General features: G+C 74.9%; 15 protein-coding genes. 7 read left to right on the top strand and 8 right to left on the bottom strand.

The features are described from left to right. The first annotated feature begins 16 nt into the window (after positions 1–16). The gene (locus tag ACQP04_RS00625) at positions 17–661 is read left to right on the top strand and encodes an endonuclease (protein ID WP_433505149.1); all 645 of its coding nucleotides are present in this window, start codon (positions 17–19) and stop codon (positions 659–661) included. A gap of 6 nt (positions 662–667) precedes the next feature. Here ACQP04_RS00625 and ACQP04_RS00620 read toward each other — a convergent pair whose 3' ends face one another. The 3 genes from ACQP04_RS00620 to ACQP04_RS00610 are packed head-to-tail and all read right to left on the bottom strand — an operon-like array spanning position 668 to position 3,003. Further along, the gene (locus ACQP04_RS00620) at positions 668–1,114 is read right to left on the bottom strand and encodes a DUF350 domain-containing protein (RefSeq protein ID WP_037042243.1); all 447 of its coding nucleotides are present in this window, start codon (positions 1,112–1,114) and stop codon (positions 668–670) included. 53 nt (positions 1,115–1,167) lie between these two features. Then, positions 1,168–2,334, bottom strand: coding sequence for a glutathionylspermidine synthase family protein (locus ACQP04_RS00615; protein WP_433505148.1), 1,167 nt, complete (start codon positions 2,332–2,334; stop codon positions 1,168–1,170). A 3-nt stretch (positions 2,335–2,337) separates the two neighbouring features. Then, positions 2,338–3,003, bottom strand: coding sequence for a hypothetical protein (locus ACQP04_RS00610; RefSeq protein WP_433505147.1), 666 nt, complete (start codon positions 3,001–3,003; stop codon positions 2,338–2,340). 256 nt (positions 3,004–3,259) lie between these two features. Here ACQP04_RS00610 and ACQP04_RS00605 point away from each other — a divergent pair, with 256 nt between their 5' ends. Both ACQP04_RS00605 and ACQP04_RS00600 read left to right on the top strand, forming a co-directional pair. Further along, on the top strand, positions 3,260–4,492 hold the full coding sequence (locus tag ACQP04_RS00605; protein WP_433505146.1) for a septum formation family protein: 1,233 nt from the start codon (positions 3,260–3,262) through the stop codon (positions 4,490–4,492). 13 nt (positions 4,493–4,505) lie between these two features. After that, positions 4,506–4,844, top strand: coding sequence for a metallopeptidase family protein (locus ACQP04_RS00600; RefSeq protein ID WP_433508513.1), 339 nt, complete (start codon positions 4,506–4,508; stop codon positions 4,842–4,844). A gap of 40 nt (positions 4,845–4,884) precedes the next feature. Here the strand turns inward: ACQP04_RS00600 and ACQP04_RS00595 are convergent, their stop codons facing one another. Next, positions 4,885–5,559, bottom strand: a complete 675-nt coding sequence (locus tag ACQP04_RS00595) for a TetR/AcrR family transcriptional regulator (protein WP_433505145.1) — start codon at positions 5,557–5,559, stop codon at positions 4,885–4,887. 64 nt (positions 5,560–5,623) lie between these two features. Between ACQP04_RS00595 and ACQP04_RS00590 the strand changes: the two genes are divergently transcribed. Next, positions 5,624–6,208 carry an NADPH-dependent FMN reductase gene (locus ACQP04_RS00590; RefSeq protein WP_433505144.1) on the top strand — a complete coding sequence of 195 codons (585 nt, stop codon included), beginning with the start codon at positions 5,624–5,626 and terminating at the stop codon, positions 6,206–6,208. Then, positions 6,205–7,569, top strand: coding sequence for a DHA2 family efflux MFS transporter permease subunit (locus tag ACQP04_RS00585; protein ID WP_433505143.1), 1,365 nt, complete (start codon positions 6,205–6,207; stop codon positions 7,567–7,569). The genes ACQP04_RS00590 and ACQP04_RS00585 overlap by 4 nt, the downstream gene beginning before the upstream one ends. On the opposite strand, the gene ACQP04_RS00580 is transcribed toward ACQP04_RS00585, so the two are convergent. After that, positions 7,550–7,984, bottom strand: a complete 435-nt coding sequence (locus tag ACQP04_RS00580) for a MarR family winged helix-turn-helix transcriptional regulator (protein WP_433505142.1) — start codon at positions 7,982–7,984, stop codon at positions 7,550–7,552. The genes ACQP04_RS00585 and ACQP04_RS00580 overlap by 20 nt on opposite strands. Positions 7,985–8,058: 74 nt before the next feature. Here ACQP04_RS00580 and ACQP04_RS00575 point away from each other — a divergent pair, with 74 nt between their 5' ends. Continuing rightward, positions 8,059–8,697 carry a maleylpyruvate isomerase family mycothiol-dependent enzyme gene (locus tag ACQP04_RS00575; RefSeq protein ID WP_433505141.1) on the top strand — a complete coding sequence of 213 codons (639 nt, stop codon included), beginning with the start codon at positions 8,059–8,061 and terminating at the stop codon, positions 8,695–8,697. A 32-nt stretch (positions 8,698–8,729) separates the two neighbouring features. Here ACQP04_RS00575 and ACQP04_RS00570 read toward each other — a convergent pair whose 3' ends face one another. From ACQP04_RS00570 to ACQP04_RS00560, 3 genes are all read right to left on the bottom strand, one after another. After that, positions 8,730–9,416 carry a histidine phosphatase family protein gene (locus ACQP04_RS00570; protein WP_433505140.1) on the bottom strand — a complete coding sequence of 229 codons (687 nt, stop codon included), beginning with the start codon at positions 9,414–9,416 and terminating at the stop codon, positions 8,730–8,732. Continuing rightward, a complete protein-coding gene (gene pheA / locus ACQP04_RS00565) occupies positions 9,413–10,372 on the bottom strand; it encodes a prephenate dehydratase (protein ID WP_433505139.1) in 960 nt (319 codons plus the stop codon). The genes ACQP04_RS00570 and pheA overlap by 4 nt, the downstream gene beginning before the upstream one ends. A gap of 224 nt (positions 10,373–10,596) precedes the next feature. Further along, the gene (locus tag ACQP04_RS00560; RefSeq protein WP_433505138.1) at positions 10,597–11,499 is read right to left on the bottom strand and encodes a hypothetical protein; all 903 of its coding nucleotides are present in this window, start codon (positions 11,497–11,499) and stop codon (positions 10,597–10,599) included. A 116-nt stretch (positions 11,500–11,615) separates the two neighbouring features. Between ACQP04_RS00560 and ACQP04_RS00555 the strand changes: the two genes are divergently transcribed. After that, positions 11,616–12,434 (top strand): DUF2470 domain-containing protein, encoded by an 819-nt coding sequence (locus ACQP04_RS00555; protein WP_433505137.1) that lies wholly within the window; start codon positions 11,616–11,618, stop codon positions 12,432–12,434.

Here is a 12,434-nt window from a genome sequence, read left to right as displayed (position 1 = left end):
CCGGGTACCCGGAGGTATGAGCACGCCCCAGGACACCGTGACCGCGCTGCTCGACGAGGCCGGCGAGACCTACGCCGAGCAGGCCGGGATCACGCTCAAGGACACTCCCGCACCGCTGTACCGGCTGCTGGTGCTCGCGGTGCTGCTCTCGACCCGCATCCGGGCGGACATCGCCGTCGACGCGGCGCACGAGCTCGTCCGCTCCGGCATGGGCACGCCCGAGAAGATGCGCGACGCGAGCTGGCAGGACCGCGTCGACGCCCTCGGCCGCGCCCACTACACGCGCTACGACGAGAGCACCGCGACCGCCCTCGGCGAGGGCGCCGAGCTGCTGCTCGACCGGTGGAAGGGCGACCTGCGGCGGCTGCGCGAGGAGGGCCGCGGCGACCCGGCCCACCTCCGCGAGCTGCTCACGGAGTTCCCCCGGCTCGGGCCGACCGGCGCGGACATCTTCTGCCGCGAGGCCCAGGAGGTGTGGCCCGAGCTGCGCCCGGCGCTCGACGGCAAGGCGCGGCAGGGCGCCGAACGCCTGGGCCTGCCGACCGATCCCGACGACCTCGCCGCGCTCGTCCCCGACGGCCGGCTCGCGCACCTCGCGGCTGCGCTGACCCGCGCGGCGCTGGCGAAGGACGTCGTCGAGAAGGTGCGCGAGGACGCGTGACCCGGCTCAGATGATCGCGACGGCCACCACGAGGCCGAGCGCCACGTGCGCGGCCGCGACCACCCACGCCTCGGCGTTGAGCTCGTCGGCCGCCAGCACCTCGCCGATCCGGATGCCGGTGACCCACTCCAGCAGCCGTACCGCCGCGACCTGCGCGATGATGCCGACCAGGCCGAAGATCAGGGCCGCGAGCAGCCCCTCCGCCAGCAGGCCCGAGGCGCTCCAGATCGCCACGACCACGATGAACGCCATCGAGATCATCCCGGCGGCGGTCACCAGCACCGCGCCCGGGCGGCCGTCGCGGACCAGCCGGTTCAGCTTGCCGGGCGTGGTGATGTCGATGGCCCAGAAGCCGATGAGCATGAGCAGCGCGCCGAGCAGCGCGTAGAGCAGGATCGCGCCGACGCCGCGGCCGATGTTCGCGAAGTACACCGCATCGAGGGCGAGGGTCATGGGGTCCTCCGGGAGGAAGGGGACGGGGAGCGGGGGTCCGGGGGCGAGGGGTACTAGTCCTCGGGGATGCGGTGCGGCACGAACGCGGCGCCGTCGTCCGTCACCAGACCGGCGGTCTCGCGGATGCCGAGGCCGGCCGAGCCGTCGCCCACGATCCACGCGCCCAGCGCGGGCCGGAAGCCGTCGAACTCGGGCAGCGGGTCGAAGAGCTGGTAGACGTAGCCCTCCTCGCCGTACACACCGCCGGTCGAGACCTGCGAGCCGGGCGAGACGATGTCGACGTTGGCACCCTCGCGGCCCAGCAACGGCTTGCGCACGTACTCCGTGAGCAGGCCCGGGTCGTGCAGGTACGCGGGCAGCAGGTTCGGGTGCCCGGGGTACATCTCCCACAGCACGGCGAGGATCGCCTTGTTCGACAGCAGCGTCTTCCACAGCGGCTCGAGCCAGAGCGTCTCGGGCAGGCTGCGCACGACGTGCTTGCCGAACTCCTCGGTGAGGATCCACTCCCAGGGGTAGAGCTTGAACACCGTGGCGATCGACGCCTCGGCGAGGTCGACGAAGCGGTCGAGGTCGACGTCCCAGCCGAGGTCCTCGATGCGCAGGCCCACCGTGTCGAGGCCGGCCTCCGCGGCGGTCTCCTGCAGGTACCCGACGGTCACGTGGTCCTCGCCGGTGGAGTCGCCGCCGGACCAGGTGAAGTGGACCTCCGAGCCCGGCAGCGTGCCCTTGATCTCGCCCCACCGCTCGACCAGGCGTTCGTGCAGCGAGTTCCACTGGTCGTCGTCCGGGTGCGTGTCCTTGAGCCAGTACCACTGCAGGATCGACGCCTCGAGCAGCGTGGTCGGGGTGTCGGCGTTGTACTCCAGCAGCTTCGCCGGGCCGGAGCCGTCGTAGCGCAGGTCGAAGCGACCGTAGACGTGCGGGTCGTGCCGCTTCCACGAGGCCGCGACCTTCTCCCACGCCCACTCGGGCAGGGCGAAGTCGCGGAACCGCTCGGTGGTGACGATGTGGTCGACGGCCTCCAGGCACATCGAGTGCAGCAGCTCGACGTCCGCCTCGAGGGAGAGGATCTCGTCCATCTCGAAGACGTAGTGCACCGACTCGTCCCAGTAGGGACGGGCCAGCCCGTTCTGGTCCCGCCCGGGGGCGTCGTACACCAGCCCCTGGTCGCGGACGATCTGCTGCCAGCCGGGGCGCGCGGCCCCGCGTTCACGGCGCACCGCTCAGCTCCCGCTGCTTCCGCCGGACTTCCCGCCCGACGAGGAGGACCCGCCCGACGTGCCCTTCGACCCGCCGGAGGACGAGCCGCCGTTGCTCACGCCGAGGCCGCCGCGCGAGATCGTCTTGCCCGAGGGCGTGCGGACGGTCCCGTTCTGAGGCACGGTCGTCGTCCCACCGGTGGCGACCTGGCCGATGTTGCCCGCGCCGCCGTAGTTGTAGTGGTACTGGCGGCCGCCGGCCCCGATGAAGATCGGGAAGAAGCCACCGCCCCCGTAGTAGGTGTTGTTGCTCGCCGAGGCCGGGGTGACGCAGTTCGCGTCGTCGACGACCACGTTGTTGTCGTCGACGCAGCGGGCCTCGACCTCCTCGTCGTCCGAGGACACCGCGTACCCGACGGCGATCAGTGCGACCACGCCCACCACGACGCCGGAGCCGATCAGGATCCGCTTACGCTTCTTCCGGCGCCCGGCGTCCTCCTCCGCCTGCCGGGCCTCCTCGGCGCGGCGGCGGGCGCCCTGCTCGCGGGCGCGCTTCTCGGCGAGGGTGGGTTCCCGGGGCGTGGTGGAGGCGTCCTGCCGGGCCATGCGCCCGCGGACCCTCTCGACGGGCCGGGTCTCCCCGGTCTCGTCCGGCGGCCCGGGCTGGTCCCGGCCGTCGTGCTCCGTCATTCGTCCACCCCCGTGCGCACCGTATCCGCTCGGGGCGGACGCACGGAACCGCCCTCGGTCTCGGGTCGGTATCGACCCGACCAGGATCGGGACACCGTTCACCCGGTCCGGGGCGCCTCCCGTCGCGCACGATCACCGGATCGGGGTGCCTCGCCGTCCCCCGACGACACCTCGCAGCACGCGCGCGACCGATGACCGAGCGACGGCGGCACCGGATCGGGGTCGCCCGGACGGGGACGGCAAGATGGTCGCCGACATGGACGAGCTCCCCAACCCGTCCGGCGGCCGCTCCCCCCTCGCCGTCGCCGACCGCCCGGCCCGCTCCCCGCGGACGAGCCCGCCCGCGCCACCCCGCCGGGGTGCGCGCCTGCCGGGCCGCCGCCAGGCGCGGCGGATCGTCGCGGCCGTACTCGTGGGCGCCGGGGTGATGCTCGGCGTGGCCACCCTCGACACCGTCGCCGGCGCCACCGTGCCGGTGCTCGGCTCGCTGGCCGCGCTGCCCTCGCCCAACGGCACCTCGGCGGACGTCGAGGACATCCCGCCGCCGCCGACCACGCCCGGCACCTGCCTGAACTGGGCCCGCGCCGACGCCGCGGACACCGCGGTCGTCGACTGCGCGCAGCCGCACCTGTTCGAGCAGTCGGGCACCGTCCAGCTCGCCGACCAGCAGGCCCTGCCGGACGACGCGACGATGCGCCAGCTCGTCAACGAGCGGTGCACCCCGGTCGTCCTGCAGTACCTCGGGGGCAAGTTCGACCCCAACGGCAAGTTCCGGGTGGGCGCGCTCAAGCCGTCGCAGAAGAAGTGGGACGAGGGCGACCGCGAGCTGCGCTGCGGCGTGCAGAGCGCCTCGCGCTCCGGCGCGCTCTACCCGCTGACCGGCAAGGCCGCCGACCAGGACCAGTCCGGGGTGTACGAGCCCGGGACCTGCCTGGCGATCGACGGGCCGCGGGTCGGCGACCCCACGGACTGCGCGGGGCCGCACGCGGTGGAGACGGTCGGCGTCGTCGACCTGTCCCAGAAGTTCCCGGAGGGCTTCCCCGCGGTCGGCGACCAGGACGGCTTCCTGCAGCCCGAGTGCAGCCGGATCGCGGGCGAGTACGCCGGCGGCCCGCAGGTCATCACGGACAAGAAGCTCACCGTGTACTGGGACAACATCACCGAGGACTCCTGGAACGCGGGCACCCGCAAGGTCAACTGCAACCTGGCGGCGCTGCTGCCGGACCGCAGCGGGTTCGCGCCGGTCACCGGCCCGGTGAAGGGCGCCGTGAGCGTCGGCGACCAGCCGGCGCCGCCCGCGACCACCACGCCGAAGCCGGGCGTCCCCGCCCCGCCGACGCAGTCCGCCACGCCGACCACGGACCCGAACGTCCCGCCGCCGAGCTCCGACCCGGCGGCACCGCCTAGCTCCGAGGCGCCCGCGCCGTCGGAGTCCGAGTCGGCGGCGGCGCCCGCGCCGCTGCCGGTGGAGGTCCCTGCGGCACCCTGACGTCGTGGTGGAGATGAGCCGGGCCCGGTTCGACGAGCTGGTGTCCGACGCCCTGGACACGATCCCCCGGCGGCTGACCGCGGCGATGGACAACGTCGTGGTGCTGGTCGAGGACCGGCATCCCGACGAGCCGGAGCTGCTGGGGCTGTACGAGGGCGTCGCGCTCACCGACCGGACCAGCGACTACGGCGGCGTCCTGCCCGACCGGATCACGATCTTCCGGGACGCGGTGCTGGACATCTGCGCGACCGAGGACGAGGTCGTGCACGAGGTCGCCGTGACGGTGGTGCACGAGATCGCCCACCACTTCGGGATCGACGAGCACACGCTGCACGAGCTCGGCTGGGGCTGACCCCATGAGTGCCGAGTGACCCCAGAGGGGCAGTCGGCCCTCACGACCCCGGCTGAGCTGCGCAGATCCGGTCAGGCGCGTAGGCGCGCAGGAACGCGTCGACGCCGGTCGCGACGATCGTGTCGATCTCCGCCTCCGGCAGCGGGACCGCGCCGTGGAAGGACCGGCTGGTCACCTCGCCCGCTGCGAGCAGCACGAGGTGGCGGGCCGTGCGGTGCGGGTCCGCCTCGCGGAGCCTGCCCTCCGCCGTGAACCGCGCGAGGTGCCCGGCCAGCGCGCGCTGTACCCGGCGCGGGCCGGTCTCCTGCCAGGCCTCGAGCGCCTCGGCGGGGATGTGCAGCACCTCGGCCTGGATCTGCCGGACGAGCGCGAAGTGCTCCCCCGCCGTGGGCTGCGCGTGGGCCCGGCCGAAGGCGAGCAGCGCCTGCTCGAGCGCCTCCGGACCCTCGCCGACCTGCGCGAGGTGGCGGTCCATCTCGGCGATCTGCTCCTCGGCGACCCGCTGCGCGCTCTCCTGGATGACCGTCTCGAACAGCGCGGCCTTGTCGCGGAAGTGGTTGTAGATCGTCCGCGTGGAGACCCCGGCCTCCCGGGCGATGAGGTCGATGCTCGCGCGGGTGTAGCCCTCGCGCGCGAACACGGCGAGCGCGCCGCGCAGGATCGCCCGCCGCTTGTCCGCGAGTCCCCGCCGCGCCCCGGCCCCGACCGTCGTCACGCCGCCTTCCTACCGGATACAACGAGCGTTGTCACTTTGCTATGCACGTTGTACTTTACCGTCCGTGAACAGCGACATCAGGATCGGGATCATCGTGGGTAGCACGCGCCCGCAGCGGCGGGGCGGGGTCGTGGCGGGCTGGGTGCAGCGGGTCGCGGAGGCCCACGGCGCGACCGTCGAGCTCCTCGACCTGGCCGCCTTCGACCTGCCGATGCTCGACGAGCCGAGCCCGGCGATCCACGGCGACTACACGGGCCCGCACACCCTGCGCTGGGCCGCGGCGGTCGCGGCCTGCGACGCCTTCGTCCTCGTGGTCCCGGAGTACAACCACTCCTTCCCGGCCGCGGTGAAGAACGCGATCGACTACCTGTTCGCCGAGTGGAACGACAAGGCCGCCGGGCTGGTCGGGTACGGCGTGCAGGGCGGGGTCCGGGCCGTCGAGGCGCTGCGGCCGGTGCTGGCGGAGGTCGGGATCGCCGACGTCCGGACGCAGGTCTGCCTCAACCTCATGACCGACTTCGTGCTCACGGGCCCGACCGACGTCGGCCGGATCGCCCCGGCCGAGCACCAGGAACCGACGCTCCGCCGGATGCTCGACGAGGTCACCGCCTGGGCCGGAGCGCTGCGGGGCCTGCGGGTCCCGGCGTGACGGTCTGGGACCCCGCGACCCGGAGGACCGCCGCGGTCGTGGTGCTGGGAGCCCTGCTCTCGATGCTCGACGCGACGGTGGTCGCCGTCGGGCTGGAGTCGATCGCCCGCGACCTCGGCGCCGGCCTGGGCGCCGCGCAGTGGATCGCGCACTCCTACCTGCTCGCGCTGGCCGTGGCGCTGCCCGCGTGCGGGTGGCTGGGCCGGCGGATCGGCGCCGGGCGGCTGTGGGTGCTCGCGCTCGCCGGGTTCACGGCGGCCTCGCTGCTCTGCGCCACTGCGCCGAGCCTCGGGCTGCTGGTGGCCGCGCGAGTGCTGCAGGGCGTGGCGGCGGGGTTCCTCGTGCCGACCGGGCAGGCGCTGCTGGGCCAGGCCGTCGGGCCGGACCGGCTCGGCCGGGTGATGGCGGTGCTCGGGTCGGTGGTCAGCCTCGGCCCGGCGCTCGGCCCGGTCGTGGGCGGCGTGCTGCTCGAGGTGGCGTCGTGGCCGTGGCTGTTCCTGGTCAACCTGCCGATCGGCGTGGTCGGGATCGCCGCGGGCCTGCGCGTGCTGCCGCGCGGGGTGCCGACGCGCACCGGGACGCTCGACGTCGTGGGCCTGCTCCTGGCGGGGATCGGCCTGTCCGCGCTGGTCTACGGCCTCACGGCGTGGGGCGAGCAGGGCGCACCCGTCGTGGTGGGCGGGACGGTGCTCGGCGGCGGGATCGCGCTCGCCCTGTTCGTGGCGCGGTCGCTGCGGCGCACGCACCCGCTCACCGACCTGCGCCTGTTCGCCGACCGCCGGTACGCCACCGCGACCCTCTGCAGCACGCTCACCGGCGCGTCGCTCTTCGGCACCGTGCTGGTCTTCCCGCTGCTCCTGCAGCTCGGCCGCGGCACCGACACGATCGGCACCGGCCTCGCGCTGCTCTCCCACGGGTTCGCGACGGCGGTGTCGACGCCCCTGGCCGGCCGGCTCACCGACCGCGCCAACGGCGGCGTCGTCGCAGCGGCGGGCTGTGCAGGCCTGGTGCTCACCGCGCTCCCCTTCGCACTCGCCGAGCCGGGGCCGGTGCTCGTCCAGGTGCTGCTGGTCCTGCGCGGGATCGCGATCGGCTTCGCGGCCATCCCGCCCACGGTCGCGGCCTACGCGGCGGTGCGGCCGGAGCAGCTGCCGGACGCGACGACCCAGCTCAACGCCCTGCAGCGGGTCGGCGGGGCGGTGGGCGGCGCGCTGGTGGCCACCACCCTGGCGGCGCTGCTGCCGCACGGCACGGGGCCGGCCTTCGCCGCGGTGTTCTGGCTGCTCGCGGGCCTGGGGGCGGTCGCCCTGGTCCCGGCGGCCCTCCTCGCCCGGAGTCCGGTCACCGCCAGGGATCGGTGATCTCCCGCAGGTCGGCGAGGATGGTGCGGAGCTGCGCCATCCGCCGCGCGCCGAGGTGCGCGGTCCACTCCGCCTCCACCTCCGCGACGATCCCGCGGGACACCTCCACGCTGCGCGCCCCCCGCTCCGCGACCCGAACGAGGCGGGCCCTGCCGTCCGCCGGATCGGGCACGCGCTCCACGTACCCCGCACGTTCCAGCTGGTCGACGAGGAAGCTCGCGCTCTGCTTGGTGATCCCGGCCTGCTCGGCCAGCTCGGTCGTGCGGCTGCCGCCGGGGGCGATCCGCTGGAAGACACGGGCCTGGGCGGGGGTGAAATCATCGAACCCGGCCGCGGCCAGACCCTCGAACACGCGGAACTCGAGAGCCCGGTAGGGCAGGAAGAGCAGCAGCCCGGTGTTCAACGACTCCGTCACGCTTGACGATCCTACGAGATGGTAAGAGACTCTGACGAAATTGGTCAGTTTCTCTGACTGAATCGGGGTGGCCGATGGACCGCGACGAGAAGTGGGCGGTGATCGCCGGACGCCGGCGGGAGCTCGCCGACCTGCTGGCCGGACTGCACAAGGAGGAGTGGGAGCGCCCGTCGCTCTGCTCGGAGTGGCGGGTCCGCGACGTCGCCGCGCACGTCGCGCTCACCCCGCAGTCGCCGGGCATGCTGCGCATCCTCGCCGCGGGCGTGCGCGCCGGCGGCGACCTCCAGGCCGTGAACAGGGACCTCTCACTGGCACACGCGCAGCGCCCCACCACCGAGCTCGTGGCCGAGCTGCGGGAGCTCGCCGACAGCCGCGCCCGACCGGCGATCACCACCCTGGACAACCTGGTGTTCGACGTCCTGGTGCACGTCCAGGACATCGCCCTGCCCCTCGGGCGCACGGTGCCGATGCCGCTCGCCGCGGCGCGGGAGGGACTGGACCGGGTGTGGCGGATGGGCTGGCCCTTCTGGGCGCGGCGGCGCTTCCGCGGCACGCGGCTCGTGGCCACGGACGTCGACTGGACCGCGGGCGACGCCGACGGCGCGGAGGTCCGCGGGCCCGCCGCGGCCCTGCTCCTGCTGCTCACGGGGCGCAGCGCCGCCGCGCTGCCCCGGCTCGCGGGAGACGGGCTCGCCCGGCTCGCCGCGCCCTGACGGCCTCCGGGGGGTGGTCGTCAGGGCGCCGGTCAGTGGGCCTCGGGTGCGGCGCCCGCCGTGACGTCGCCGACCAGCGCGGGACCGGAGTCCCACAGCTCCAGGGCCCACCCGGTCTCGGCGGACCGGTCGCGGCGCAGCACCACCCGGCCGGCGTTGGGCACGTACCGGGTCTCGGCGGTGTCGCCGAGCAGCGCGGCGGCGGCGAGCCGGATCGCGGCGCCGTGGCTCACCAGGACGACCATCCCGCTCGGCCCGTACGCCCGCTCCGTCTGCTCGACGATCCGGTCGACGGCCGGCAGGTACCGGGCCCGCAGGTCCAGGGCCGACTCCCCGCCCGGCAGGGTGCGCGCGAGGTCGCCGCCCCACCAGGCGTCGTACACCTCGTCGAACTCCCGGCGGGCGGGCTTGTCGGAGCGTCCCTCCAGCTCGCCCACGAAGATCTCGTGCACCCCGTCGACCACGGTCACGCCCAGCCCGTGGGCCAGCGCGACCGGCTCGGCGGTCTGCCGGGCGCGGATCGCCCGCGAGGCGTGCACCGCACGGATCGGCCAGTCCGCGATCAGCTCGGCGACGCCCGCCGCCTGCGCCCGGCCCGTCTCGTTGAGCGGGGCCCCGGGCGGGACGGTGTCCAGCGCCCGCGCGACGTTGGCGTCCGTCTGGCCGTGCCGCAGCAGGACCAGGCGCAGCTCGTCCTGCTCGGGCTCCTCGGGGGTCATGTCCACTCTCCGTTCCGCACTCCCTGCAGCCACTCCTGTGCCGCCCGGTACGCCGCCGCGTCCGCCCCGTGCAGCGGGACCGCGGGCGCCCCGACCCCCTCCACGGGCTCGGGCGCACCGGCCGCCCGCGGGTAGGAGCCGAGGAAGCGGACGCGGTCGCAGCGGCGGTGCAGCGCGGCCAGCGCCTCCCCCATCGCCGGGTCCGCGACGTGCCCGCTGCAGTCGAGGTGGAACCAGTAGTCCGCGTGCCGGTCCTTGATCGGGCGGGACTCGATGCGGGTCAGGTCGATCCCGCGCACGGCCAGCTCGGTGAGCAGCCCCAGCAGCGAGCCGGGCCGGTTCTCCGTGGTCAGCGCCAGGGTCGTGCGGTCGTGCCCGGTGGCGGGTGGCGGCGTGCCGGGCCGGGTGACGAGCACGAAGCGGGTGACCGCGCCGGCGTTGTCGGCGATGTCGTCGGCCAGGACCTCGAGCCCGTGCTGCTCCGCGGCCAGCGGCGACGACACGGCGGCGTCGACCTCGCCGCGTGCGACCTGCGCGGCGCCCTCCGACGTGGAGGTGGCCACCCGCACGTCCGCCTCCGGCAGGTGCGTGGCGATCCAGCCGCGGGTCTGCGCGATGCCGTGGCCGTGCGAGGCGACGGACCGGACCCCGGCGAGGGTCGTGCCGGCGCGGCCGAGCAGGACGAACCGCACCGGGATGACCGCCTCGCGGACGATCACCAGCGGCGGCTCCTCCACCAGCCCGTCGAGCACGGGCGGGACGGCGCCCTCCACGCTGTTCTCGATCGGCACACAGCCGGCGTCGACGGTGCCCTCGCGCACGGCGCGGAGGACGGCCGGGTTGCCCGGCAGCGGCACCAGCTCCGCGTCCTCGGACTCCGGCAGCGTGCGCAGCGCCTGCTCGGTGAAGGTGGCGTGCGGGCCGAGGAAACCGATGCGGGATCGGGGACGGGGCATGATCGACCAGCCTAGTCGGGCCGCCGGTGGCCGCTGCGCTGCCCCGTCCCGACCAACGGAGAGGGCCGGAGGGCCGAACTTCGAGATCCGGTCGAACCGGCGCGCCCTCGGGCTCGTAGGTCAGGACAGGGAGTCGCGATCCGAGGTGGCGGGGGGTCTTCGGTGCGCGGACGCCCCGGGGTCGCCGGACCCCGCGCCCGGGGTCCGGCGGCTCACTGCCCTGCCTACAGCAGGCCGAGCGTGGCGAACTCGCTGATCGACATCGGGTCGGGGTCGATCCCGCAGCAGGTGAACAGCCCGCGCACCGTGTCGACCGTGCGCCCGGACAGCGCCTCGGCCTCGCCGACGAGCGCCTGCCCGTCCGTCTCGCGGAGGGCGTCGCCCACGGTGCCCGCGCCGCCGGTACCCAGCTCACGGGCGACGGCGAGCAGCAGGTTGAGCACGCCGTGGCGGCCCCGGTCGGTCTCGTTCTCCGGCGTCGGCCGGACGGCCTCGCGCAGCCCGATCGCGGTGAAACCGCGCCCGGCCCCCACCGTGACCTGCAGGAACCGCTCGACCTCGGCGACCGACGGCACGTCCGACTGGCGCGGACCACCGCAACGCAGCTTCGGGGTGCACCCGTGCTCGGCGACCCGCTGCACGGCGTCGAGCCAGGCGTCGATCTCCTCGGGGGCGCCGCCGAGCGGGCGCCGCGGCTCGACCACGGGCGTGACCTCGTCCGGCACGAACTCGGACACGCGCTCGAGCCAGACGGCGTCGACGTCCGGCGGCGCGGCCGTCTCGACCGTGCGCGGCGTGAGCAGGCTCGACCGGGAGAAGACCGTGGACAGCGCCTTCGGCACCGCGCCGAGCCCCGTGTCCACGACCAGCGAGAGGTCGACGGGCCGCGACGGCGCCGAGCGGGCCAGCTCGGTGACCAGGGCGGGCAGGCGCGAGACGGGGCAGACCAGGTGACCGATCATGCCCCCGTAGGCACCGTCGCGGGCCGACAGGTAGCGGGCCACCACGGCGTCGATGCTCGGGGCGACCATCCGCGGCTGGACGAGGCTCGCGTCGTCGACCAGGCCGGCGAGCAGGGGACGGATCGGCCACGGGTCGGCGGAGGATCCCGAGGGCACGGTCGTCACGGGTACGCACGCTAACCCGCCGTTCACACGGGCCGGACAAGGGGTGGCGCTCCGGCCCTGGACAGGCTCGTCGTCCGGCAGCTAACTTAGCCTCACCTAACTCGGAGGTGAGCTACGTGGGACAGACCCGGCTCCGGCGTCCGCCGGCACCTGCGGACGCCGAACGCGCCCGGAGCGTCGCGGCGCGCGGCGGGGAGGCGGCACTGGTCGGGACGGGCGGACCGGAGCCCGTCGTGCCGCTGGTGCACCACGTCCACGCCGACGGCTCGGCCGTCGTGCTGCTGCCCGACGAGTCGCCGGTCCTCGAGGCGATCCGCACGTCGGACCGGGGCGAGATCCCGGTGATGCTCGAGCTGACCGACCGCGCGCCGGTCGAGCTGCGCGAGCCGGTCCGGGCGCTCCTGTGGATCAGCGGCTGGCTCCGGATCCCCGACGCGACCTCGGCCCGCCGGGCCGCGATGCAGGTCGCCGACGTCGCGCCGCACCCGCGGCTGCTCGACCTGGGCCACGGCGCCACGCTGGTGAAGCTCACCCCGAGCTCGGCCGTGCTGGCCGACGCCGAGGGCACGGCCGCGCTCGCGCCCGTCGACCTGGCCGCCGCGCGTCCGGACCCGTTCTGCCGGATGGAGGACCACTGGCTGTCGCACCTCGAGGAGGCGCACCCCGAGGTCTTCGACGCGCTCGCGCGGCACCTGCCGGCGCCGCTGCGCTGCACCATGGGGGCGCGCGTGCGTCCGCTCGGGGTGGACCGGTGCGGGCTGCGGCTGCGGGTGGAGACGCCGGAGGGCGACCACGACGTGCGGCTCGCGTGGCCGCAGGAGGCCACGACGGCCGAGGAGCTGCGCGTGCAGCTCGGGCTGCTGGTCGGGTGCCCGTTCCGACAGGTCGGCGGCCGCGCGCACGACCGGGTCGACGAGGCCGTCGACGAGGCCTGA

The organism is Pseudonocardia halophobica (genome assembly GCF_050948485.1).
Lineage (GTDB): Bacteria > Actinomycetota > Actinomycetes > Mycobacteriales > Pseudonocardiaceae > Pseudonocardia > Pseudonocardia halophobica.
The sequence above is the reverse complement of the archived record's forward strand: the minus strand, read 5'-3'. Positions and strand labels throughout refer to the sequence as shown.